A 25,418-nucleotide genomic window follows, 5' to 3' on the forward strand; every position below is an offset into this window, starting at 1 on the left:
ATATTTTGTCACGAATGCTCATTTTCATCTTTTACAGGACTGATTCTTTCACCTTCAATTTTAAAGCCATCGCCAATTTGTCTAAGTGCTTTTTCCATACATTCATTAACATTCGAACCTAGACGATTAATACCTAGTAGCTTTGCTATGGCTTGGAATAACGACTTCTTATCTACAGATCCATCCTGTTTTATCAATGTCCGCATACCATCTGCAAGTTCCTGAGGATGAATTTCTTCAATCTTTCTTTCATCTCCAGGGATTCGAAACGGGATCTTTTCAATATTATCTAACCATATAAAGCCTTTCCTACGAAGGATTCCTTCTCGATTACAAAAAAGCATATCTTCGTCAAATTTTGCATTAATCTTTTCTGTAACCCGAGTTTGTCCATAGCAAGGGAAAACTATTCTTTTCAAGAAAGACTCCTCAGAAACTGCTATTTCCTTTTCCAAAACCTTACGAACACACTTTTGGAAGGATCCCCGATTCACCCCACTGCGAAAAATTTTTTCAACATCCGATTTCTCATACTTAGGAAAGCTGGACTCAGGACTAAAATTAGCATCAACTTCTATTTCTGTTTCATCGGAAACAACTGTAGGAGATTCTTCAATTTTTGTCTTAGGTTTACTTTCTGCGGCAGCTACAGCATCAAGCAGCCTTCGCTTTTCGGTCTTATTATTTTTAAACCAATCTGTAGACCAAACTCGATAGAAATTCCATCCCATACGTTCTAGGATTTCCTGACGAAGTCTATCTCTATCTCTGGCATTTTTCGAAGAATGATAGGCAGCTCCATCACATTCCACGGCAAGGAAATAATCAGAACTATTTGGTTTCCTTATACCCATGTCAATTCTAAATCCAGAACAACCAACCTGAGTGTCAACATCATAGTGATTGTCTCGTAAAAATTGGCACACTTCTTCTTCAAAGACAGAATCAAACTGATCATCTGATTTAACATCCGTAACCTTATCAAGGGCAGCAACACCGCGTTCAGCATAATCAAGATATTTTCCCAAAAGAATAGCTCCTTCAGCAGAAGTTCTCTTTGGATCGATATCACAGCCGTGAATTGAGGCGACCACCTGCAAATTGTATTTTGCACGAGTGACAGCAACATTCAGACGTCTTTCTCCACCAGCCTTATTCAAAGGACCAAAATTATGCATTAAGCGATTCGTATCATCCTTAGCATAGGCAATACTAAAAATGATGGTATCTCGTTCATCACCCTGAACCGTCTCAAGATTTTTTACAAAAAAAGGTTCGATTACGTCTTTTTTGAAGAAAAATTCATATTCGGGATGTTTCTGGCGCTCTTCATAAAGCAACGTATCAATCAAATCCTGCTGAGCAACACTAAAAGCAACAACACCTAAACTACGCTTTGGATATTGCTTGATATTTTCAAAGATAAGGTTTACGATGTACTTGGCCTCATTCTCATTTTGTCGACTTTTATGACTGAATATACCATTCTCGCAGAAATAATAGTCAACACCTACCCAACGTTTGTCCGTTTCCGATGAAGGGAACGTTATCAAACGATCATTATAGATATATCTGTTAGAAAAGGAAATCAATTGTTCAGAGCGACTACGATAATGCCACATTAGATAAAGCTGATCAAAACACGTTGAACATACATCAAGTATGGATTCATAATCGTTAACATTGTCATAATCGTCGTCATCACTATCTGATTCAGTACTGGAATTAAAGAAATTGCTGGGGGGCATCTGTTTGGAGTCTCCAACAACAATTACTTGCTTTCCACGATAAATTGCTCCAATAGCATCTTCAGGGAAAACTTGAGACGCTTCATCAAAAATAACTGTATCAAACGATACAGCCTTTGTACTTAAGAAGGCGCTTACACTAAGCGGCGACATCAAAAAGCAAGGCTTTAATTTTTGAATTGTTGATCCAATTCTATCAATCAAAACACGAACAGGCATTTGTTTTCTTTTCTTTTCACCTTCATGACGAAGAATAGCAACCTCACTGCCAGCAACAAGATTATTGGGGGACGGCCGTTGTTGAGCCAACGCTACACGGATAATAGTCCTATTAATCATTAAACTATTACGATCTTTTTCTGCAAAAATCTCAACTTCTTTATCTTGAGCAGACCTATTGAACCTGCTCAAAACAGGTGTTGAAGCAAGAATCTTGTCAATCCACAAGTCATAATATCGTCTATTAAAAGTAGATGCATAATCCTCGGGATTCAAGGATTTATCTATGCAATAATCAAGATATCCTCTCATCTGGTAGCGATCTATTTTTGCAAGCCATTCTTGGAATGCTTTCCAATTTTCTAACGAATCAATTTGACTTAGACATGATTCCAATTTTTTGCACAACGGCTCAATTTCAAAGCCAACCAGATTGACCTTATTTTTATCAAAATCATCCGATATTTTTTCAATTAAAGTTTCATTCTTTTTTAAGAAACCTCCTGCAAAGGTAATAAGACCAGCAGCATCCTTAATCATTTGATTAAATGTATTCTGAGGATAGTTCAATATAGGCAAAGGAATTACTTTAACAGACTCAAGATATCCAGCTAATTCACTTAAGGATTCCTTAATATGCCCCCAATTAGAATCAATCCCTTTGTAAGACGGACCTAGTAGTATCTTTTTTTGGGAGCAAATCGCTTCATATTCAAGCACCATTTGCTTATATGTAGATATCTTCTGAGTAATATCAAGAGCCCTTTCATAATTAACTTTTACACCAAGCTTGGCAACTAATTTTAGTTGCTTCATTGTCTTATGGTAATCAAGGCTTATAAGCCGTTTGATAAACGTATCATACAATTTAGAAAGACGATTATGAATATCATCTGAATCAATTTCTAATGCCTTCTGTTCAAAGTCTGTAGTAATCTTTTGCCTAAGTTTAATTATTTCCTCAGATTTACTTGCCAGTTCATCAACAAAATTTCTTGTCGAAGATAAGACTCCTTTATCAAAGAGTTCCGGAACAAGAACTTCATTGGAATTAAGAATGTTCAAGCAAGGAATACAGGCCTTTAGTGTTGAAATTGTTTTTCCTTTAGCTCCATAGACATCAACCAATTGCCTAAGGAGAGGGGTAATTTCCCTTAATGCATCAATCATAGACGCAAAGTCTACTTTAATAGCATTTTTCCCCTTAATGGACGTGTCTTTAGCTAAATAGCCATTCCAGGGATTACATCTATAATCCTGACCAATAGTGGGAACATACGAGGGATACTTTTCCAACATATAGCTGATTTCTTTGCGACAGCTATCGTTCATGTATTCAAAATTATCGATATAGAAATCTATTTGCGGTGCGTTCTTGTAATGAGCGTGAGCACCGTACATCTGAAACAGTGATAAATTAACATATGGTCGGACACAATGCAACTCGTGTTCATACTGATCAAGAACCTTTTGCGATTGTGCTCTACGTATCATATCGTCAGTAACTTTGGATGCGCTAATTTTGGGCAAGTGCAGTGTTCTGCACAATTCTTCTATCACCTGCCTTTTGTTAGACTTATGACTATGAAGTTCTAGGCAGAAATCAGAAAGTCCAACCTGACGGAGTTTATCATACACAACATTCAATGCAGCTTGTTTTTCAGAAACAAATAACACTTTTTTGCCATCATACAGGCATTCCGCAATTATGTTCGTAATGGTTTGGCTTTTACCAGTACCTGGAGGGCCCTGCAACACGAAACTTTTTCCAGACTTCGCCATCTTAATGGCTTTCATTTGGCTAGAGTCTGCGTCAACTACAGTGTGTAAATCACGTAGATCATCAAATTGACCTTCAGAATTTAAACCATCGGAATCATTATTTTCATCAGAAATGCCAAATAAGGCCTTAACATTTCTATTTTCGAGGATATCTTCTTCATGTTCCTTCAAATCATTATACATATTGATTTTTAGAAACGAGAACGTACTAATCCAGCAACCTCGATCTAAAGTCCATTTTAATTTTTTTGCAATTTTTTCAGTTTCATCGAAGAATGATTCAACATTTTCGCCATCAAATTCAGGCAAATGCACATTGAATTCAGAATTGAGTTTATGATCAAATGTGGGATTTACAACAACGTCATCGCCAGTTGCAGAAATAAAGAAGGGATCAACGGCCGATTCATTTTCAATAGAAATCGGAACCAAAAGAAGAGGGGCCTTGTGAACTAATGTAGAAGAGTCCGCCTCCAGCCAACTCATAAAGCCTATCGCCATGTAGGCAATATTTACACCTGTTTCATTGATTGAGGTATCGGCTTTTTTATCAATATTCTTAAGAATTCTAATAGAATTAGCATCCGTCTTATTATATGCCAAAATATTATTCTTTTTTAGCAAAGGTTTAAAAGACTCAATGAACTTTTCTCGAGACATGGTTTTCGGAAAATCTTTATCATTCACCTTTTTAGGATCAAAGACTTCCAGCCGAACACCTTTATCAAGCAACTCAAACAGTTCTGACCCAGAATGAGAAATAATTTCAAGAGAGCCTTTATTCTCTTTAAAATTAACCAGATTGTTGCGCAAACCAGTATCTAAAAGCTTTTTTGCCCAGTTTTCCAATTTCTCATTAAGCATGTTGAACCTTTATATAACAACTACACTCAAAAATATAATAACATCATCAATATCCACTAAAAAAAATAACAAAAAGCGTAATTCCAATAATTATTTTTTAAGCCCTGGGCGTTGCGGGCGCGGCGACTGAGCGCCCGCTAGAAGGGGTAGCGGAAAACGCCGAAGGCGGTTGAAGCGAGGGGAAGGCTTTCCCCTCCCTTTTTGTATGGATTGCTTCGTCATTTCATTCCTCGCAATGACGTTTTTCGGGTCAATTTCCGATTACATTCCCTAACCACTAATCACCAACCACTAGCCACACTTATAGTCTTTTTCTATCTTACGCCCTACCGCCAGATGTCGTATTTCTGGGGAACCGGGCGAGAACCGCCCACAAAAAGGATTATTTATGTCTCAAATCGAACTCACCTTCCCCGATGGCTCCGTACGTTCCGTAGCATCGGGCACCACCGGCCTCGAAATTGCGAAGGGCATTTCCGAAGGTCTTGCACGCAAGGCGCTTGGCGTCAAACTCGGCGATAAGGTCCTCGACCTCACGCGCCCGCTCACCGAGAGCGGCACCATCAAGATTATCACGCCGAGCAACGACGACCCGGATGCTCTGATGCTCCTGCGTCACAGCTGCAGCCACGTGCTTGCCGAAGCCATCTGCGACCTGTTCCCGGGCACCAAGCTCGCCTACGGTCCGGCTATCGAAAAGGGTTTCTACTACGATTTGATGACACCGACCCCGATCCAGCAGTCGGATTTCGAGCGCATCGAAAAGCGCATGAAGGAAATCATCAAGGAAGACCGTCCGTTTACCCGTTGCGAAGTCAGCGCCGCCGATGGCCTGAAGCGCACCGAGGGCGACAAGTACAAAACGGATAACGCGCAGCGCGCACTCGCCCGCGAAGGCAGCGACGGTACGCTCAGCTTCTACGTGACTGGCGAACCGGGCAAGAACTTTGAAGACCTCTGCGCCGGCCCCCACGTGCCCTCTACTGGCAAACTCAAGAATTTCAAGGTGCTCTCGATGTCGGGTGCATACTGGCATGGCGACCAGAACAGCGACCAGCTGACTCGCGTGTACGGCACCTGCTTTGCCGACAAGGAAGGTCTCGAAACTTACCTGAAGTTCCTGGAAGAGGCCGAGAAGCGCGACCACCGCAAGATCGGCAAGGAAATGGACCTCTACCACATTGAAGACCACTCCCCGGGCATGGTGTTCTGGCACCCGAAGGGCACCAAGATGGTGAACGCCCTCAAGGACTACATCCGCGGTAAGATTGACCGTCGCGGCTACCTCGAAGTGATCACGCCGGAAATCGTGAACAAGACTTTGTGGATCAAGTCCGGCCACGCCGACAAGTACAACGAGAACATGTTCAAGACGCTCGCTGGCGACGTGGAAATGGCCGTGAAGCCGATGAACTGCCCCTGCCACATCCAGATTTTCAATACGGGTCTCCGCAGCTGGCGCGACCTTCCGATGCGCCTTGCCGAATTCGGTAAGTGCCACCGTTACGAACCTGCCGGCACCATGCACGGCCTGATGCGCGTGCGCGGCTTTGTGCAGGATGACGCCCACATCTTCTGTACCGAAGACCAGATTGCAAGCGAAGTGGCCGACTTCTGCGCTCTCGTCAAGGAAATCTACCACGACTTCGGTTTCGACGATATCGTGGTGAAGTTCTCCACCCGCCCGGAAAAGCGCGTGGGTTCTGACGAAATCTGGGACAAGGCTGAAGCCGCCCTCGCCGAAGCAACGAAACTCGCTGGCCTCGACTACATCCTGAACCCGGGTGAAGGCGCCTTCTACGGCCCGAAGCTCGAATTCACGCTGAAGGACTCCCTCGGTCGTGACTGGCAGTGCGGTACCATCCAGGTGGACTTCAACTTGCCGCAGCGTCTCGGCGCCGAGTATGTCGGCAAGGACAACCAGAAGCACATTCCGGTGATGTTGCACCGTGCCGCCGTGGGTTCCATCGAACGCTTCCTCGGTATTCTTATCGAAGAGTTCATGGGCGATTTCCCGCTGTGGCTCGCTCCGGTTCAGGCCCGCGTGCTCCCGATTTCCGAGAAGTTCGTTGACTACGCGAAATCCGTGGAACGCGAACTCGTGAACGCCGGCGTCCGCGTGGAAGTCGATGAATCCAACGAGAAACTCGGCTACAAGATCCGCCAGTGCGAACTCCAGAAGATTCCGTACAAGATTATTGTAGGCGAAAAGGAACAGGCAGAAGGTCTCATCGCTGTCAACAAGAGAAAGGAAGGCGACAAGGGTCAAATGACGGTTGCCGACTTCCTCAAGATGACGGAAGAAGACCGCAAGGTTGTGAGATAATCCTCGCGGCATAAAAGATCCCCACCTAGGTGGCCACGCACACTAAGCACTAAAGTGCTAAGTGTTGTCCGCCCGCCTCCGCGGGGATGACATTTTAGAAAACGCAGACTCATCGAGCCTGCGTTTTTTCATATCAATAAAAATCAAGCCAGTTCGTTCACGTGGTCGAGCACGAGCTTCTGGGCGGCCGCATTGTAGAGCACGGCCTCGTATTCCTCGCCGTTCTTGCCGATGCGCTTGTCCACGAGAATCCCCGCGGCAAGGCCCTGTTCCGTAGGCGAGAAGGAGACCTTCCCCACGACGCTCCTGCGTTCTTCGAGCAGGCCCTGCGCCACGAACCAGTCGCGGATCTTCTTGAAATACAGTTGCTCGATGTTCGCCCCCTCGGGGAGCAGTGCATTCAGGCGACGCGCGATTTCACTTACAGGCAGGGGCGATTCATCGACGGCGAAGTTCCCGATTTGTGCTTCCGTCAGGTGGAACTTTTCCTTGCCCGCGCGCTCTGCACGTGCCCCCGCAAATTCGTTGCGACCGCCGGTCGCATTCGCAAAGCCCGAAGCCTCGCGGGCAGCACGTTCCGCATTGCGCCTTGCTAGGCGTGCATTCGCCTGCGCCACCGCCTTCTGGATATTTTCAATCACGAACTTCTGTGCATCCACGTTGCACTTGGTGTAAATCGAGAAATGACCGCGGATGTCGGCCTCGGCCCGCACAAAGCCCTTCTCCTCGCCCTGCGGGGTCGGGAGGTTCGTCTCCTTGCCGGCGACGCCCTCCTGCTTCTGGAGGTAGCCTTCCTGCGTTAGCACTTCGGCCACGTCGGCATACATAAGGGGCATCATGCCGCTACCCTCGGGAATGAGCGCGTTTACCCGGCGCACGATGCCCGAAAGCGAGAGCGGTTCTTCCGAGAATTCAAACTTCGCAAGAGTCTCTTCCGTTAGGGCCAGTTCCTGGTTCGCCTGTTCCCGCTTGCGCTTGGGCGTCAGGGGCTTTTCCGCCTTCGCGGCCTTCGGTTTAGGACAAACTATCTGCTGCAGGTAATCCGCAACGTACAGGAGACACTTGCTGATTCGTTCCTGCCGGCAAGTATCATTTTCGGGCAGGGTCTCCTCGGTGAGCGGGTTCACCCCGCACGAGAGTTTACGCAAGTACATTTCGGCACGTTCCAGTATCTTCGATTCTGCAGCCATTTCCGTTTTCCTTTCTATTTTAGCATTCCTATTTGGCGGTACTACATATTCCGCACATTTTGCCTATGGGACAATATACATCTTTTGCAGGCAAAATAAGGGCTTTTTGGGTAAACCTTTGTAATTTTTGGGCTTTATCGGACACGTCCGTAAACAAAATAGGCCCTTGTTTTCAAGAGAAAACACTTTTGTAACCGCCGGATATACCCCGCAGGCGTTTCGCAATTTAAATTTCTAGACAAACAAAGGGAAGGTTCCAATGAACATGAAAAAGATTCTCCTCATTTCGGCTGTCGCGGCACCCGCGATTTTTGCCGCAACGGCATACCAGAACCAGGTCGGATTCATGACCAACGGTCTAAAGCAGATTGCAGTGGTCGATGCCGCCGGCAAGGATGTCGTATTCAAGGACAAGGACGGCAATGCGGCCCTCACGGTGAAGGCTCCGGAAGCCTCCATGTGGAAGCCCGCCAACGAGGAAGCATCGCTCGTGGACTTTTCCGAACTCAAGACGCCGGGCACCTACCAGGCATACGTGGGCGACGAGGCCGTAGGCCACCCCATCGTGATTGCCGACAACGCGCTCGAAGACGTGACAAAGGCGTCCATCAAGTTCTTCTACTTCCAGCGTTCCTCCACCGCACTCGAAGAGGAATACGCGGGCAAGTACGCACGTGCCATGGGCACCCCGGATACCGCGGTCATGTACCACGAATCCACCGGCAAGGAAGACCTTACCGCCACATTCAATGGAGCAAAGGGCTGGTACGACGCGGGCGACTACGGCAAGTACGTCGTGAACTCGGGCATTTCGACCTACACCCTTCTGCAGCTCTACCAGCAGAACAAGGCCTACTTCGATACGCTCAACCTGAACATTCCCGAAAGCAAGAACAACGTGCCCGACCTGCTCGATGAAATCCGCTGGAACATCGAATGGATGCTCACCATGCAGGATGACGATGGCGGCGTGTTCCACAAGCTTACCACCAAGCAGTTTGCAGGCATGGTGCTCCCCGAAAAGTCCACCAAGCAGCGCTATGCCATCGGCAAGAGCGTGACAGCCACCTGGGACTTTGTGGGCGTTACCGCTCTCGCAGCCGACATCTACAAGCCCTTTGACCCCGAGTTTGCAGAAAAGTGCGCCAAGGCCGCCGCCGATGCCCGCTGGTGGGCCCGCAACAACCCGTACGCCTTCTTCACGCAGCCGAGCGACGTGGGAACGGGTTCCTACACCGATGGCAACGCGGTTGACGAACAGATCTGGGGCGCGACGGAACTCTACCGCATTTCCCAGAAGCCGGAATTCCTCGAAGACATGCACAAGTACCTGCTCACCAAGCCGCGCCGCAAGCTTCAGGGCTGGCAGACGGTTTACGCACTCGCAGCCTTCACTATCGCTACCAACCCGCAGATTTTCGACGAAGCTGACGTGGACTCCGCAAAGATTCTCATTTTCACCCTCGCCGACAGTTACATCGAGCAGATGAGCAACGGCTACGGCCTCGCCATCGACAACAGCGACTTCTATTGGGGTTCCAACAGCGTCGTTGCGAACAAGGGCATGGTACTCATTCACGCCTACATCCTGACCAAGGAACAGAAGTACCTCGACGCAGCACAGGGAATCCTCGACTACCTCCTGGGACGCAACCCGCTCGACCTTTCTTACCTTACGGGCTGGGGCGTGAACCAGGTCATGAAGCCTCACCACCGTCCGAGCCAGGGCGACACGGTTGAAGTTCCCGTGCCGGGAATGCTTGTGGGTGGCCCGAACTCCTCTGCCGACGACTGCGCCAAGAAGCTCATCGACAAGGATGCCCCGGCAAAGTCCTACTACGACAATTCCTGCAGCTACGCCACCAACGAAGTCGCCATCAACTGGAACGCTCCGTTTGCCTACCTGGTCGGTTCGCTCCAGGCGATTACCGCCACGGGCAAGGTCTACGAAATCGGTTCCGACACTCCGGAAAAATACGATGTCGACAAGATTCCCTTCGTGAAGGCAAACTTCAGCAAGCAGGCCGAAGGCAACCGCCTCGTGTTCAAGAACGGAGCGGTCCAGGTCGAACGGAAGATGCGCGACGGCACCGTCCGCTACTTCAACCTGCGCGGCAAGAACCTCAAGTAAGTTTTCATAATCCTCCTCCAAAAAAGGCGGCCCGAAAGGGTCGCTTTTTGTTGAACTTGACCTTGTCACTGCACCGAAGGTGCCCATGCAAATTACAGGAGGAGCTGATCCAGCTGGTTCACGATGGCGGGCTTTCCTTCCGCATTTTCGAGCACTCGCACGCACTTGCCCGGGAAAAGCGATTCGTCGCATACCCCGCGCTGGTTCTGAATGCGGAGCCGCGCATCCTCCTCGCCAAGCTCGCGGGCAATCAGCCTGCGAAGCCGCACGTCCTCCGGAGCCTTCACAATCCAGATTTCATCGAGCATCGCGACTATCTCGGGTGTACGCGAAAAGAGGGCGGCCTCCACGAACTTCACGCCCGAACCACCCGGAATTTCGCTCATGAGGAAATCCCCCACGGACTTCGTCAGGTAAGGGTACACCAGGTTCTCGAGCCGTTCGCGGGCGCTGTCGTCCTTGAATATCAATCGGGCTAGGTACTTGCGGTCGACACCTTCCGGCGTAAGGCTCTCCGCGCCAAACGCCTGCGCAATGGAAGCCCGCAGGGGAGCGCTCGTGCGGTACAGTTCATGCACCTGCCTGTCGGCATCGAGCACCATATAGCCACGTTCCCGCAGGAGCGAGCCCACAAAGGACTTGCCCGACCCGATGGAACCCGTGATGCCGATTTTTTTCATAAAAGACATTATAGAAAAATACGACAAAGGAGGGCTCAAGCGATGGCCTGCGGGCTTGCCCCTACCCCTTGCCGAGCGATATAAGGCAAAGACCCGCGACTATCCCGAGCAGGGCCAGGAACTTGAGCTTGCTCTTGCGTTCGCGGAAAATCAGGATTCCCGCCACAAAGCTGATAAACACGCTCGACCTGCGAAGCACCGTGATGATGGAAATCAGCGCATCGGGGTTCCCCACCGCAAGGAAATAGCAACGGTCTGCGATAATCAGGAGCGCCGCCACAGCAAGGAAACTCCACCGGAACTTGAACGGGGTCGTCTTCTTGCGGGTCGGGTACCACGTGAACGCAGTCGTGATGAACTGCACCGCGAGCATATAGACACTGAACCACACCTGCACCGTCAAGGGTTCAAAGTTCATGCGCTGCAATATGAATTTGTCATAAATGCCGCTGCAACTTGCAAGAAGCGTGCCCAGGAGCATCGAAATCACCCAGCCGTTGCTGAAAAAGTGCCCCATCTCCTTCCTGCCCGCGAGACTCAGCCCGATGTACGAGCACACGCAGACGGCAATCCCCACCCACTGGAGCGGGAAGGGGCGCTCCCCCATAAACCCCACCGCAATCATGATGGTAAAGAGCGGGGCGAGCGCGCGTATCGTGGTCGAAATACTGAGCGGCATGTGCGCGATGGCATTGTAGGTAAACAGCCAGCTGAGCCCCACGATGACGGCCTTCGCCATCAGCAACAGGTGGTCGTGGAACGACAGGGGTTCGCAGTGCCCCAGGAACAGGACCGGGAGCATAAAGAGGGCATAGAAGGCGCTGCACAGGCAAAGGACCGGACGTACAGCGTTGTCCTGCACCGACTTTTTCTTGGCCAAATCGTAAAAACCAAGAAACACTGCAGACGCAAAAGCCAGAAACAACCATGACATAGCGCACACAATTTAGAAAATGCCTTGCCAAACTGCACGACAATACTATTTTTTCAAAAGCAACATCAACAAAAGGAGCCCACATGGGTATCAAAGGTAAAGCATCGTCCCTTCTCGAAGAGTTCAAGGCCTTCGCGTTCAAGGGCAACATCGTCGACATGGCCATCGGTGTTATCATCGGCGGCGCATTCGGTAAAATCGTCACCTCCTTCGTGAACGACATCGTGATGCCGAGCGTCACTGCCATCATCGCTATGGCCGGTGGCAAGGACGCGGGCGAAGGCCTCAAGGCTCTCGCCTACACCACCGCTAACGGCGTGACCATCCCGTACGGCAACTTCATCGGCGGCATCGTCGACTTCCTCATCGTCGCCATCGTGGTGTTCTTCGTGATGAAGAAGTTCCTCGGATTCATGCAGAACATGCGCAAGAAGGAAGAAGCCCCGGCCGCTCCTCCGGCTCCTCCTGAGCCGAGCGCCGAAGAAAAGCTCCTCACCGAAATCCGCGACCTGCTGAAGAAATGACGCGTAGCGTCATCCTGAGCGCGTAAGCGCGAAGGATCCAGTTATGGATTTTGTCATCCCCGCCTTTGTGCGGGGATTTTTCTTAGGGAGGACGAAGCCCGCCCTAGTCGCTTAAACTTATTTCCGCATCCGCCGTAAACGGCAGTTCCTCGACCTGCGGGGTGGCGATGAGCACCTGGCAGTCCTTCTCGCGGATGAGCGATGCGACCGCCCCGCGGCGATCCACGTCAAGTTCGGCGAATATATCGTCAAGCAGGAGCACCGGTTTTGTGAGGTAGCGGGCAGCCACATCCACCGCAGCAAAGCGCATGGCGATCGCCGCGGAACGGCACTGCCCCTGCGAGCCCACGGAACGCATCTCGTAGCCCGATGCACAAAGCGCGAGGTCGTCCTTATGCGGGCCCGACATCGTGATTCCCTGCAACTTTTCGATAAACTCGAGGCCCGCGAGTTTTTCTGCGAAGGCGTTCTTCAGCATTTCTTCGCTCACGGGAGCGTCGCTCGCACTGCCGCTACCCGCACAACAAGCGTCATTCGGATTGCAGCCAGCGCCATTTTGACCTGCGCCATTTTCTCCCGCATCGCAACTTTCCGGAGCGTACTGCGGGCTACTTTCGGCAGCAACCGCCTCCAGCTCATTCTCGTCCATGAACACCGCCGCATCCAGCGCGTCCAAATCCTTCAAGATGGAGCTCTTGTAATTGCAGGTAATGGTATCCACCCCGCCCGAGAGCCGCCTGTAGTATCCGGTGATTATCGGGGAAATCTCGTTCGAGAGGCTAATGCGCGCCGCCCAGAGCTTCGCCCCGAGCGCAACAAGCTGCTCCGTAAGCACGTGGAACAAGTCCTCGCCGCCGAGCGCCGCGCCTTCCTTCTTGAACTGCCTAAGCCACTGGTTGCGCTGCTGCAATACGCGTCTGTAGTCGCGCAGCACCTTCGCATTCGATGCCGACCTAAAGCACAGAATCTCGTCGAGCCAGCGCCGGCGTATTTCGGGTGCACCGCGCAGCAGTTCTATGTCAGAAGGCTGCATAATGACCGCAGGCGCCTTCCCGAAAAACTGCGAAACCGCGCGCAACGGCTCACCGTTTTCCTTCACGATGTTCTTGTAACGCCCAATCTGCACAGCACGCGCAAGTTCACGCCCGTCGTACTCGAATGCGCCCCGCAGAATCATCTCGTTCGCATTCCAGGCAATAAGTTCCTTCAGGTCGTGTGCCCGAAACGAGAACCCCTGCGCCAGCAGGTGCACTGCCTCCAGCACCGTAGTCTTTCCGCACCCGTTCTTTCCATGAATCACGTTGATTCCGGGTACAAAGCGGTATTCCCGCCCGTCAAGACTGCGGACGTGCGCTAGCGACAGCGAACTTATCACGGGATAAAGCCCCTCACGCCAAGGCTCAGCGGGTTCCATAGCCCAGCGCTGGATTCATACGTCAGGGCATAGTTCACGTCGAACAGGTAACGTTTCTTGCCTATGCGTATGTTGAACTTGTATCCCAGGCCAATCATCGCATCCAGGTCGTCCATACCTATACGCACCGTTCCGTCGGGAATAATCTCGCACTCGAAACCTACGCGACCCGTCCACACGTGATGCTGCGGGTCGAACACGAGCAAGGTATCCGCCACCTGGTAATCGAGCGCTTCCATCCAGGCATATACGGGCTTGCCCAGCACCTTCGAGCGGTAGCCGAGCCCCACCTGCAACACCTTCGGGCGTACGCCTTCCGTAGAGGCTATGCTGTTGTCCGTACTCGGGCTGCGAGACCAGCGGGCCGAAAGGTTCCTGCCGAAGCTGATGTTCCTGATGACAACCGACGTGGACCACTTTTCGTTCCACTGCCTGAGCCAGCCCAGGTTTATCGCCACCGGGCTCGTGAAGCCGTCCACCATCTCGATGCCGTCGTAGTATTCGGCGACATCCATGTTGTCGTAGCCCAGCGAGAGCGATATACCGAAGGCATCGCGGCGAGTCGCGCGGTAAGAAAATCCGAGGTACATCATCGTGAAAAACGGGGTCGCCGTACCGAGAGTCTGGTCGTCGTCATCAATCACATCGAAGTTTATATCGCCGCGGTAGAGCATCGCGAACCCCACACCCATGCGGTTTCCGACCGGCGTTTCGAGCCCGAGGGAACCGCCCATGCGGTCAAGGCTCCTGCGTTCGGCATTGAGCGTGTAGTTGAAGTTCTGGCGGAACCCGAGAATAGCGGGGTTCCAGTAGGCACCGGGCATAGAGGCCGTATCCGCGGAACCCGTATTGCCGCGCCCGAGTTCGCGCGTACCCGCACCCATGCGTTCCACAAAGCCGTCAAAGCCACCGAGGGCAGCCTTCTTGTCGACAACGCCCGCAAATGCAGATGAAGCCAACAGCAATCCAACAAGGAGAGCATGCAGGAAGGAGATTGCCACGGACCTGCTGCGCAGATCCTCGCAATGACAATTCCGAATCTCAAATCTCGAAATCATCGCGTACCCCCTAGCGTCATGACCTTGCCCCAGCCCACGTGGCCATGGTTATCCTTCACGCGCACGTAGTACACACCCATCGCGCAGGGGTTACCGTAATCGTCAAGCCCGTCCCAAACATCTTCCTTCGCGTTCGTGGAGCGCGAGGCATCCGCAAAGCGCGGGGCGGATTTCACAATCTTGCGTACCTTCTTCATGTCGTAACTGAACACCTCGATGGTAATCTTCGAATCCTTGCTTACCTTGTACGAAACAAGCGACTCGCTACCCGCAGTTATCACCGAAGGCACCATGCGCACCGTTCCCAGGTTTCCGCTCAGTTTCGCGCGGTTCAGTATCGGCGTCCAGGTTCGCCCCGTATCCGCCGAAACAGATATGCCGTTGCCGTAGGTGGCAACCGCAAGCCCTGTCGTATTCTTCTCGAGCGGGAAAGCGGCTATATCGCAAATCATCACGTCGCGGTCGGTCACACCCATCTCGAAACCGAAAAGCCACTGGCTTTCTTCTTCGTCGCTTTCATAGGCTCGCACCCCGAGCGAATCGACCCGCAAGAGCCCGGTCACGGAGCCGCCCACAGTCCGTACCGCAACAAGCGCCTGTTTCCCGACAAAGGCCACATTGCTTACCGTGTAATCGGCATTGTCGTACACGTCCTTCTTCTGGGAGTTTCCCTTCACGTCGATAAACGGCACCTTCGCAAAATCGCCCGACTTTTCTACATACTTGCGCCAGAGGCCACCCTTCATGGATTCCTTGCCCTGCGCCTGAGTCTCGGCAATAACCATAAGCGGGTCGCCGCCAACCCACACGCCCGTAACGCGCATGGAATCGAGCACCTTCGAAGCGCTAGCAAGCCTGCCATCCGCAGAAAGCACCCAGAGCCCGCGGGCCGTCGCCATCCACAGGTCGCGCGTATTCGGGTCCAGCGCCACGTCAAATACCTCGGTGTACTTCTTGAGGTCCTTCGAGGCATTCAGCTTGAGCGTATCGAGCGCCTTGTTCTCGCGGTCAAAGATAAGCCTGAATTCCTTCGGGTCGTTCGCACCGCGCGAGATGTCGTAACCCGTAAGGCCGAGCATGCCGCGCGCAATCCAGAGAGTCTTCCGCGTCGAATCGTAGGCAAGGCCGCTCACCGCATACGTCATCGCAGAATCGAGCTCTTCCGCCGCGCTCGGGAGTTCAAGCGGTGTCTCGAAAATGTCCTCGGTACTGCGCACCGAGATAATACCCTCGGGCTGGAGCAAGTTCCCGTTGTTGTCGAGTCCGTACATCGGGTAAACGAGCCCGAGCCTGCCCGCATTCTCGGCAGGTATGCGGCGGTGGTTCGCATTCACGTCCGTAAATATGCCATCGTGCACGGCAGTCACCGAATCAGAGAGCGGGCCCTGTTCCGTACCCGAAACCTGCACCTGCCCCGAGGCAGAAACCTTCAAGTCCAGGCGGGTCACCCCGCTGTTCATATCACCACGCGAAAACACCCACAGCGACCCGTAGTCACCCCCCGGTGCTACAGAAAACGCCCAGTTGCTGAACAGCGTCTCGGTGGCGGCAAGGGCAAGCGAAGACGCCACGGCAACAACGCCCGCGACACGCCTAGCAAAACCCGCGTCTACAAAAAACTTCATCGTTACCTCATGTCGATTTCGTCGACATCCTTGCCCGGTTTAAACTTGAAATCGTCGGGCGAAACCTTCTTTACCACGTTCAGTTTGAGAATGTTGTACCACGAGGAATTCCCCGCGGGGTCAACCGTAAACAGGCGCACCGGCGAAAAGTCCTTCTTCGAGAGCCATACTTCCATCTGGTCGAACTGGCCCGCATACTTTGAGGCGTCGAGCTTTAGCACCCACAACTTTTGCTTGTTGAATTCCGCTTCCTTCAGTTCCTTCGCCTTGCATTCCAAATACTTGAACAGCATCTCGGAGGGGTGGAACGCCGAAGAAAGGTCCTCGATAGCCTTGATGAGCACCTGGTTCTGTTCGGGGTTGTACTGCCACATGCTCTCGCCGTCGCTCACGAACTCGATTCCCGCAACCTTCAGGCGGAACCTGTCGGCATCGGCCACCAGGAGCGTTCCCGTCTGGCTTACGATATCGGGCGACTCCGCATAAAAAATCTGCACCTGGAACTCGAGATTCCAGGCCTTGCCGGACTTGAACCACTCCTTGGAGCCCTTGAGGGCCTCGTCGGCGGTAACCGCGAAGGAATTGACGGCCAAGACGCCCAACGCACACAAAGCAATAAACAGACTACGAATTTTCATAAATCTCCTGTATATACACAAAAATACAAAACGTAAGCGCCCTCGACGTTGGGTTTTTGCAAGATATATTTCTATCTTTTGTCCAAGAACTTTTTTGGAAGGATTTTATGCGCAAACTCATTTTGCCCATCGCCCTCGCGTCCGCATCTTTTGCCCTCGCCTTGGATGTCGAACTGCACGGTAACGTAAACTTTGACTACGGCAGCTATTTTGACAGCGATTTCGACCCGACTAATGCCGCCAACCAGGATATCGACCTTGCCGCCAAGGCAAAACTCGACGAGAACGTGTCCGTAACCGTGAAGGCCAACACGCACAGCACCTACGTCGATTCTTCCGACGGCATGGCAAAGGCGTCCGAAACCCGCCGCCACTACTTTGCCCGTTCCACCGCCATGGGTGACGGCGGAAGGTTCACCGAATTCAACTTTGATGGAGTGGAACTCCGCTGGGACGTGACCCATTCCATCGGCCTCGTGTTCGGCGACCTCACCTACTCTGCAGGCGCGTTCAACTACTACTACTGGCGCGACCCCGCCCGCTACGCGGTCATTGTCCGTGAATCGCACCTGCGCGGTGCCGGTATCGAAGTCGGCAACGAGAAGTACGGCAACGGTAAGGTCTATATAGGTGCATCCGAGAACAACGTGCACTCCATGGCCCTTTTCGGCACGTACTCCTACCCCATCCTGAACCACGTGGACGAACACCTCGTGCTTACCCCGAGCGTGGACTGGCTGTTCGGCAGCGAAATCAGCCGCAGCTACACCTACACGTTCGGCCTGGAAGTGGACTACGCCAAGAGTTTCGAGAAGATGAACTACGGCATCTACGCCGTGTGGGGCATCCACCCGTACAAGGGCAAGGGCGTCCACTCCTTCCTCCTGGAACCGAGCTTCAACTACGACTTCTTCAACCTGAACATGAACTTCTTCTACGCGATTACCGACGAAGAATATGACGCCGAACCGCAGATCTTGACAGAAGACCAGATGATGTTTGCCGTCGAGCCGAGTTTCAACCTGCACAAGAAGTTCACCATGGGCGTGAGCTACGAATACCACGACCGCGACACGAACAAGGATAGCAACAAGTCCGAAAACTTCGACGACTCGTTCCACTACCTCGGCATGAACTTCTACCTGTACCCGACCCTGAAGACGGAACTCGTGTTCTGGTTCGGCTACAACTTCAACGACCAGGTCGATACCGACTTCGCGATGGGTATCAGCGCGAAGGCCAGCTTCTAGCCTTTGACAGGCGAGCCTTCCCCCGGAAGAATCCGTGAGAATCAGGGCGCTTGACTCGATCCGCGGTCTTCTGCTGTTGCAGATGACCCTCGACCATTTCGGAAGGCCCATATCGTACTACCTGTACCAGTGCTTCGGCTTCTTCAGTGCGGCCGAAGGCTTTTTTTTCCTGTCGGGATTCGTCGGGATGCTTGCCGCCACAAGCAAGGGAGTGAAGGACCCGAAGCAGTCCTGGATGCGTTGGCGTGCGTTCAAGACGTGGCGCTACCACATCGTGACGCTTGTGTCGCTTTGCCTGGCAGCGTGGCTGTTCCTGCCGCGAGTGGGCTACCTGTTCGAATCCATCTACAGCCACCCCGCATCGGGAAGCGCGTTCAGCCTCCTGCTCGCAAATACACCCGAGTATCTCGACGTGCTGCCGCTGTACGTGATTTTCCTTCTGGCGGGTTCGTTCGTGTTCCCGCTGTTTACGCGGGCGGCGCGCAAGCGGCAGGTGCTGTGCCTCTGGCTCCCCGCCCTCGCGCTCTGGATTGCGGCGCAGTTCGGGCTCCGCGACGCGTGTAACGGTATCTTCCCGCAGTGGATACACCACGGGGACTTCGACCCGTTCGGCTGGCAGTTCGTGTACTTCTCGGGAGCGGCGACCGCCTCCTGGTGGCGCATCGCCCGCAGGGACGAATCCGCCGGCAACGCGCTCGCCGTAAACGCGGTCCGGCGAGCAACCCCCGCAATCATCGTGCTTCTCGTTTTCTGCTTCCTCTGGTCGCACCAGTTTATCGCCCTCGCGGAGCCGGCCAGTTTCTGGACCAGCAAGGTGCACGTCGGCCCGCTCCGCTTCGCGAACTTCTTTACCTTCATGCTCTTGATATGTGCGGTTGTGCGCAGGTGGCCCGCCCTGCTCGACTTCAGGGCGACCAACGTGATGGGGCGGCATAGCCTGGACGTCTATACCGCGCACATCGTGCTCATTTATCTCTGGATGGCGACCCCCGGAACGGTCCGTTACCACGGGCCGTGGAACGTCCTTGTCCCGGTCGTCGCGTGCGTGTTGCTGTGGGCACTCGCGAAGGCCCGCGAACCGCGGGCACCCTGATGTGGTTTTCGGTTCATACAAAAACACCCCGGTTTTTACCGGGGTGCGCGTTGAAATTCTTGTAGCGAGAATTACTGACCGAGGAACTTCTTGCCGATGCCGAATTCATCCTTGTACTGGATGTAGTCCGGAACGAAGCCCTTCTCAAAGTTGAAGGTCACGTTCAGGCCACACTGGAATTCGTTCATCAGCTTGCCCTTTTCGCCGGCCTTGAGGTTCTGGCGCTTCTTCTCGATCTTTTCGTCGCCCTTCTTGCCCACGAGCACTTCGGCTTCGCACCAGCCGGTACCGGCCTTGGCGTTGACGGACTTGCCCTCGGTAGAGACGAGCGTGATGTTAGCCGGGTCGAGCACGGTGTTGTTGCCGGTCGATGCCCAGAACTGCAGTTCGCCGCTCAAGGAAGTCGGGGTAATCTTGATGGTCGGGAGAGCCATCACGTAGCCCCACTTGTCCACGCGGTTCTTGCCGGACGGGTCGGGAATGTTTTCGCCGAAGATGAGGAAGTAGCCACGCGTGCCCTTGCGGCTCTTGTTGAGCGCAGCCTTCACGTCGGCATTTTCCGGAGCGATTTCGGCAATGCGGAGCAGGTAGTATTCGCAAACCACCGGATCGGTTTCATCGTTCGCTTCGGCGAGGGCCGGTCCGACATAGAGGTTTTCTGCTTCGGTACGGATGGTCTTCACGGAGGCCTCACCCACGTTCATCCTCTTCGCGATGGAGAGCGCAGTGTCGATCTTTGCGAACGCCTGAAGGGTAGAACCGTAGTCCAGTCCCTGCTGGGCAGCCTGCTGCTTACCAATGGTAGCGTAGCTCGTCACGAATTCTTCAATCACTTCGGGCTTCTGCACCTTGGAAATGTTGGTGGCGGCCTTGTCGAAGTAACCGCTGATAAGGTCGCTGTTGATGTTGCTCTTGGCTTCGATGTTCGCGCCGCGCACTAGGGCGAGCGTGAAGTTGTCATAGAACTCGTCAGAGACTTTACCCTTCTTGAGGGCATCCAGGTAGGAGTTGATGGCGTTCCTGTAACGCTGGTTTTCCAGGTGTTCGTCGCCACGCTTTTCGTTGGCACCCTTACAGCCGGAGAGCGCAAAGGCGACCGACACGGCTAAAGCGGCAAGAAAAATTTTCTTCATTGATTTAATCCTCAAGGATAAAGTTCAAAATAAGCCCCAAATCGAGCCAAAAGCGCGTTTCAGGTCTACCATACGATAATTTAATTAAATAAATTTGTCATATATCACTCGTATTCGTAAATTTTTATTTGGAGTGTGTATAGGGAATGAGAATTCTGGTCGTCAGTCCAGAAGCGGGCAATTGGCTAGTGCCCAGTCCGCTCACCACGGCAGTCAACCGACTTGCCGACGCATTCGCCCAGGCCGGGGTGAATGTTGTTACCTGTTCCCCGTTTTACAAGAACCATTTACAGAATCCGGAAAACTACAAGTGCGTTTTCCGCGGGACGGAGCGCCTTCAGGGCAAGGTTTACGAAATATGGAAATCCGAGACCGACCCGCTGCACACCTATATCTATAACGAGGAATACTTCGGCAGGCCCTACGTCTACGGCCCTCCTAAAGACGTCCCCTACGGCGACAACCACCTCCGGTTCGCCTTCCTCGCTTCGGCCTGCCTGAGCTACGCCATCGAGTCCAAGACCGAATTCCAGGCAATTCTCGGGCACGAATGGGGCGGAGCACTCGCCGGAGCACTCGCGCACAACACCTACAAGGAAGAATTCGGCGACGTGCCGTTCTTCTTTACCGTCCACAACATCACCTACGACTTCCACGTGAGGTCCGAGGAAATCGAGAAGATCGGCCTCCCGCGCGAAAGGTACAACATGGACGGCTACGAGTTCTGGGGCAAGGTAAGCCTCCTCAAGGCGGGCATCTGCTTTGCCGAGAAGGTCCTGTTCCCCTCGCCCGGCTACCGCGACGCGATGCTCAACACGAACCTGCCCGGCGGACTCAGCGGCTTTTTGAACCACAACGCCGACAAGCTTATCGGCGTCCAGTTCGGTGTAAGTTACCGGGTATGGGACTTCAACCGCGAAGAACAGCTCCCCATCAAGGAAGCGAAACACAGGGCCAGGCTTGCGCTGCAAGAGCAACTCCACGTGGACTTCGGGTCGAAGTTGGTCCTCTACGTGCACCTCGACGAAGAAGCGGGCAACACCTCCGAGACGCTCGCGACAATCCTCGCCGACATCACGAAGCAGGACGTGTTTATCGTCGTGGGCATCTCGCCTGAAGACCCGGAATGGAATTTCTACCAGGACGTGTCGAAGCAGTACCCCGACATCATGCACGTGATGCCCATCGACCGCGAGACCGAGAACGTCCGACCGCTCAAGGAGGTCCTCGCCGGTTCCGACATCCTGTTTGCCGCAAACCTGCGTGAACCGTCCACATCGATTATCCTCAAGGCGCTCGCCTGCGGAACACTCCCGCTTACCGGATTCAATGTCGGCGTAGCCACAATGCTCGACGACTACACTCCCGAAACGGCAGGCCGCGCAAACGCATTCCTCGTCGAAGACGCGAACGCTCCGCACCAGATGCTGCGCAGGCTCAAGGACGCGTTCCACGTGTACAAGAACGAAGTCGCCGACTGGGACAAGGCGGTGGTGAACGCCTACAGCGGATTCCACTACGAGTGGGCACGCACAATTTCAAAATATTTGCTAATATTGGGCGAACTGGGGCTTTAGCTCAATCGGTTAGAGCCACGGACTCATAACCCGTTGGTTCCCGGTTCAAGTCCGGGAGGCCCCACGAAAACCCCGCAGCCGTAAGGTTCGCGGGGTTTTTCCTTACCCACTGTCATCCCCGCGTAGGCGGGGATCTCTTTTACTATATTATTTAACGATGAAGAAACTCGTTCACGACCGTAAAATCTGTCTCGCCTGCGCGGGCTGTGTAGGCATTTGCCCCAAGATGGCGCTCGACATGTTCGGGCTCGACCTGCAGATTGATTCTGAAAAGTGCGTGCGCTGTGGCATCTGCGTGAAGGCGTGCCCCGTCGGTGCGCTCACGATTACGGAGGTGAACGATGCTTGATTCCCGTTACGATGTCGTGGTGATTGGCGCAGGGCCCGGCGGCTCCGTTGCCGCAAGGAACTTAGCACGGGCGGGGCACAAGGTATTGCTCCTCGAGAAGCGCGAACGCATCGGCTTCCCGGTACGGTGCGGGGAGGCGAGCACTACGCTGGCCGACCTCCAGACATACGGCCCCATCGACGAGAGCTGCATCGAGAGCATCATCAACGGGCTCTACATTTACGGCCCGAACGGCGTGAACATCGAAGTCCCGAAACCGAACACGGGCATCATGCTCAACCGCGAAATCTTTGACCCGTGGCTCGCAAAGCTTGCTGCCGACGACGGCGCCCAGGTAGAGACCTGCGCACGCGCCGAATTCGTGGGCGATGTTCAGGGCGACACCCGCATGGTGCGAGTCGTGCTCGGGAAGGGCAACGGCGACGGTAGCGTGACCGAAACGGGCACGCAGGAAATTTTTGCGAAGATGGTCATCGCGGCCGACGGCGTGGAAAGCCGCATCGGGCGCATGGTGGGCCTCAAGAGCGCACAGGACCCGCGCGAGACATGCACGGGAGTCGACATCCAGGTGCAGGGAATCTTGACCAAGCCCGACTACCTCACCTTCTGGCAGGGACACGACTTTATCAACGACGGCTACATCTGGAGTTTCCCGAAGCAGAAGTCGAACGTCACGAACTTCGGCGCAGGGTTCCTCGCCGCGGGCAAGCATGCGGGCAACATTCTCGAAATCACGATGGAATGGCTCGAGAAGCTCTTCCCGGGGGCAAAAATCAACCATACCGTAGGCGGGCTCGTGCCTGTTTCCAGCACGCTCAGGGACTACACGCTCGACCGCCTGGCCCTCGTGGGCGACGCCGCCCACCACACCAACCCGCTCACGGGTGGTGGCATCGCTGCCGCGATGAGGGCCGGCCGATTCTGCGCCGACTACGTGGACATGGGCCTCAGGGCAACCTCCGGCGAGGCTGCGGCACTCAGCCGCAACTTCCTCAAGCAGTACGAAAAGCGCTGCTACGAGTACTTCGGCAAGACGCACGATTTCGAGTACAAGTTCCGCAGGTTCCTGCTCGCCATCAATCGCGAAGACCAGATTGGCCTCTACAAGGTACTGCAAGGGTTCGCCCTGAGCGGGTACAAGAAGAGCGCCTTCCTCAAGACGCCCGTCCAGACCGCCAAATACCTGTACAAGTTCTGGAAGTTCAAGTAGCGGTCTTCGGCGACCACCCCTTTGTCGCTAATCACAATAATTAGGCATTCCGTACACTAGGTGAAAAATGTATTGCACCTGGCGTTTCCATATATTATATTTTTGCTATCGTAAACTTACGACTCCTGTAATCTTTTCAAGAGACCCCTCATGGATAAAAAGAACGGCTTCACCCTTATCGAGATAATGGTCGTCATCGTCATCATGGGCGTACTTGCCGCAGTCGGCGTGCCCAAGCTATTCGGCATGATAGCCAAGGCGAAGGCGGCCGAAGTCCCCACGGCGGCAGGCGTCTACATCCGGTTGCAGGATGCATTCGTCCACAACGATCACGGTATCGGAACCTGGAAAGATATCGGGTATGCCGCACCGGGCAACGGAAAGACAAGCAACTTCGAATATGGCGACTGCGTCGTGGCGAAAAAGGAAATAGACAAGGACGCAGAAAGTTTTCTCGGATGGAGCGCGACGAACCTGAGTTCGCTCAACGAATGTTCGGCACGTAGCGCCTGGGGCATCATCATAGACCCTGTCGCGGAAAGTACGGTCAATTTCACGCAGGTCGTTTCTTCTCAGGAATGTGCATCGCTCACCAGTAACTGGCCCGTCGGAAGCGTCGACGCAAGCGCATGCAGCGCAGGTGCAACGCAAACTGCAGAGCCGGACCCCAAGGTGCCGGAACCGCAGCAAACTACAGAGCCAGAACCTAAGGAGCCGGGACAGCAAACACAGCAAGATGAGCCGAAAGAAGAAGAACCAGAAGGAAGTACTTGCCTTGGAACCAATACGCCCTGTTCAAACGACAACAAATGTTCCTTAGGTGGCGGAGCAACAAATCAAGGCAAGAAAAAGAATATGGACTGCAGTAAGAGCCAGTTTAGCGGCTGTTGCGCCTGCTGCGGGACATAACCCACCTTGCGAGCAGGCCCTTTGCCAGCCCTTAACTCAGCAATAAAACTCTTTCTTAAAAAACGTCAGCCGGCGTTTGCGCCAATATTCGGTTGTATATAATCCGCTTGCCCTTCACGCCGTCACTTGCGCACACATGTTCGAAAGGCGGCTTGAGCATCGATGCCACGAGATGAGCCGCGGCGGATTCCGCGAACACCGGACGGATTCTCGCCGGCAGTATCGCGAGATGCTTGCCAAAAATCTTCTGCATGAGTTCTTCGCCGAATCGCTTGTCCTTGTGCTTTCCGAGCAGTAGCGACGGCCGCACGATCGTGAGCGCCTCAAAGTTCATCATCGTGAGGCCTTCCTCGAGCATGCCCTTCAAGCGGTTGTAGAAGAACGGCGAACGCGAATTCGCGCCCTGCGCACTCACGCACAAAAAATGCCTCACGCCCGCCTTCTTCGCGACAGCCGCAAGCGATAGCGGGAGCCTCACATCGATTTTCTCCTGCGCGGGCTTGCTACCCGCCTGCTTGATAGTCGTGCCGAGGCAGCATATCGCCGCGTCGAGGCCCGCAAACTTCTCGCGCAACGTGTCCACCTGTTCAAAGTCAACCACATCGAAGTCGATTTTCGCGGCACCCTCTAAAATACCGGTTTCGGTGGGCTCGGGCACGCGACGCACCGGGCAGTACACATGCTCCACCTGGTCAAGGCGCACCAGGAGTTTCAAGACATTTTTCCCGACAAGGCCGGTCGAACCGAAAAGCGCAACTTTCATA

The 25,418-nt window shown here is 53.3% G+C and carries 19 protein-coding genes and 1 tRNA gene; 10 read left to right on the forward strand and 10 right to left on the reverse strand.

From position 1 onward, the window contains the following. Nucleotides 1-8: 8 nt before the first annotated feature. Complete coding sequence (locus BUA44_RS03230) at nt 9-4,613, reverse strand: DUF4011 domain-containing protein (protein ID WP_072808515.1); 4,605 nt, start codon at nt 4,611-4,613, stop codon at nt 9-11. A 388-nt stretch (nt 4,614-5,001) separates the two neighbouring features. On the opposite strand from BUA44_RS03230, the gene thrS reads away from it, so the two are divergent. Next, nucleotides 5,002-6,939 carry a threonine--tRNA ligase gene (gene thrS, locus BUA44_RS03235; protein ID WP_072808517.1) on the forward strand — a complete coding sequence of 646 codons (1,938 nt, stop codon included), beginning with the start codon at nt 5,002-5,004 and terminating at the stop codon, nt 6,937-6,939. Nucleotides 6,940-7,082: 143 nt separating this feature from the next. On the opposite strand, the gene BUA44_RS03240 is transcribed toward thrS, so the two are convergent. After that, nucleotides 7,083-8,129 (reverse strand): hypothetical protein, encoded by a 1,047-nt coding sequence (locus tag BUA44_RS03240; RefSeq protein WP_072808519.1) that lies wholly within the window; start codon nt 8,127-8,129, stop codon nt 7,083-7,085. Between the two features lie 265 nt (nt 8,130-8,394). Here BUA44_RS03240 and BUA44_RS03245 point away from each other — a divergent pair, with 265 nt between their 5' ends. Further along, nucleotides 8,395-10,260: a glycoside hydrolase family 9 protein gene (locus tag BUA44_RS03245; RefSeq protein WP_178348732.1), complete on the forward strand. Its 1,866-nt coding sequence runs from the start codon at nt 8,395-8,397 to the stop codon at nt 10,258-10,260. 92 nt (nt 10,261-10,352) lie between these two features. Here the strand turns inward: BUA44_RS03245 and coaE are convergent, their stop codons facing one another. Further along, complete coding sequence (gene coaE / locus BUA44_RS03250) at nt 10,353-10,940, reverse strand: dephospho-CoA kinase (protein ID WP_072808523.1); 588 nt, start codon at nt 10,938-10,940, stop codon at nt 10,353-10,355. A gap of 61 nt (nt 10,941-11,001) precedes the next feature. Then, nucleotides 11,002-11,874 carry a DMT family transporter gene (locus BUA44_RS03255; RefSeq protein WP_072808525.1) on the reverse strand — a complete coding sequence of 291 codons (873 nt, stop codon included), beginning with the start codon at nt 11,872-11,874 and terminating at the stop codon, nt 11,002-11,004. 83 nt (nt 11,875-11,957) lie between these two features. On the opposite strand from BUA44_RS03255, the gene mscL reads away from it, so the two are divergent. Beyond that, on the forward strand, nt 11,958-12,398 hold the full coding sequence (gene mscL, locus BUA44_RS03260; RefSeq protein WP_072808527.1) for a large-conductance mechanosensitive channel protein MscL: 441 nt from the start codon (nt 11,958-11,960) through the stop codon (nt 12,396-12,398). A 103-nt stretch (nt 12,399-12,501) separates the two neighbouring features. Here the strand turns inward: mscL and BUA44_RS03265 are convergent, their stop codons facing one another. Genes BUA44_RS03265 through BUA44_RS03280 form a run of 4 tightly spaced genes read right to left on the reverse strand, consistent with a single transcriptional unit; the run spans nt 12,502 to nt 17,133 of the window. Beyond that, on the reverse strand, nt 12,502-13,773 hold the full coding sequence (locus tag BUA44_RS03265) for a DNA replication/repair protein RecF (RefSeq protein WP_072808529.1): 1,272 nt from the start codon (nt 13,771-13,773) through the stop codon (nt 12,502-12,504). Further along, nucleotides 13,770-14,870 carry a PorV/PorQ family protein gene (locus BUA44_RS03270; RefSeq protein ID WP_072808531.1) on the reverse strand — a complete coding sequence of 367 codons (1,101 nt, stop codon included), beginning with the start codon at nt 14,868-14,870 and terminating at the stop codon, nt 13,770-13,772. The genes BUA44_RS03265 and BUA44_RS03270 overlap by 4 nt, the downstream gene beginning before the upstream one ends. Next, entirely contained in the window at nt 14,867-16,495 is a 1,629-nt protein-coding gene (locus BUA44_RS03275; protein ID WP_072808533.1) for a hypothetical protein, read from the reverse strand. Before BUA44_RS03275 ends, BUA44_RS03270 begins: the two co-directional genes overlap by 4 nt. 2 nt (nt 16,496-16,497) lie before the next feature. Continuing rightward, the gene (locus BUA44_RS03280) at nt 16,498-17,133 is read right to left on the reverse strand and encodes a LolA family protein (protein ID WP_072808535.1); all 636 of its coding nucleotides are present in this window, start codon (nt 17,131-17,133) and stop codon (nt 16,498-16,500) included. A gap of 107 nt (nt 17,134-17,240) precedes the next feature. Here BUA44_RS03280 and BUA44_RS03285 point away from each other — a divergent pair, with 107 nt between their 5' ends. After that, a complete protein-coding gene (locus BUA44_RS03285; RefSeq protein WP_072808538.1) occupies nt 17,241-18,383 on the forward strand; it encodes a hypothetical protein in 1,143 nt (380 codons plus the stop codon). A 34-nt stretch (nt 18,384-18,417) separates the two neighbouring features. After that, complete coding sequence (gene opgC / locus BUA44_RS03290; protein WP_072808540.1) at nt 18,418-19,476, forward strand: OpgC domain-containing protein; 1,059 nt, start codon at nt 18,418-18,420, stop codon at nt 19,474-19,476. A 71-nt stretch (nt 19,477-19,547) separates the two neighbouring features. Here opgC and BUA44_RS03295 read toward each other — a convergent pair whose 3' ends face one another. Continuing rightward, the gene (locus tag BUA44_RS03295; protein WP_072808542.1) at nt 19,548-20,609 is read right to left on the reverse strand and encodes an LptM family lipoprotein; all 1,062 of its coding nucleotides are present in this window, start codon (nt 20,607-20,609) and stop codon (nt 19,548-19,550) included. A gap of 146 nt (nt 20,610-20,755) precedes the next feature. On the opposite strand from BUA44_RS03295, the gene BUA44_RS03300 reads away from it, so the two are divergent. The 5 genes from BUA44_RS03300 (at nt 20,756) to BUA44_RS16055 (ending at nt 24,654) form a co-directional block, all read left to right on the forward strand. Further along, nucleotides 20,756-22,186: a glycogen synthase gene (locus BUA44_RS03300; protein ID WP_072808544.1), complete on the forward strand. Its 1,431-nt coding sequence runs from the start codon at nt 20,756-20,758 to the stop codon at nt 22,184-22,186. Further along, a tRNA-Ile gene (locus BUA44_RS03305) sits at nt 22,177-22,250 on the forward strand. Before BUA44_RS03300 ends, BUA44_RS03305 begins: the two co-directional genes overlap by 10 nt. 93 nt (nt 22,251-22,343) lie before the next feature. After that, on the forward strand, nt 22,344-22,535 hold the full coding sequence (locus BUA44_RS03310; protein ID WP_072808546.1) for a 4Fe-4S binding protein: 192 nt from the start codon (nt 22,344-22,346) through the stop codon (nt 22,533-22,535). Then, nucleotides 22,528-23,745 carry a geranylgeranyl reductase family protein gene (locus tag BUA44_RS03315; protein WP_072808548.1) on the forward strand — a complete coding sequence of 406 codons (1,218 nt, stop codon included), beginning with the start codon at nt 22,528-22,530 and terminating at the stop codon, nt 23,743-23,745. Before BUA44_RS03310 ends, BUA44_RS03315 begins: the two co-directional genes overlap by 8 nt. A 150-nt stretch (nt 23,746-23,895) precedes the next feature. After that, a complete protein-coding gene (locus BUA44_RS16055; RefSeq protein ID WP_072808550.1) occupies nt 23,896-24,654 on the forward strand; it encodes a type II secretion system protein in 759 nt (252 codons plus the stop codon). A gap of 55 nt (nt 24,655-24,709) precedes the next feature. Here the strand turns inward: BUA44_RS16055 and BUA44_RS03325 are convergent, their stop codons facing one another. Beyond that, nucleotides 24,710-25,417, reverse strand: coding sequence for an NAD(P)H-binding protein (locus tag BUA44_RS03325; RefSeq protein ID WP_072808552.1), 708 nt, complete (start codon nt 25,415-25,417; stop codon nt 24,710-24,712). Nucleotide 25,418 lies beyond the last annotated feature (1 nt).

The sequence above is a fragment of the Fibrobacter sp. UWR3 genome (genome assembly GCF_900143055.1).
In the GTDB taxonomy this organism is placed as follows: domain Bacteria; phylum Fibrobacterota; class Fibrobacteria; order Fibrobacterales; family Fibrobacteraceae; genus Fibrobacter.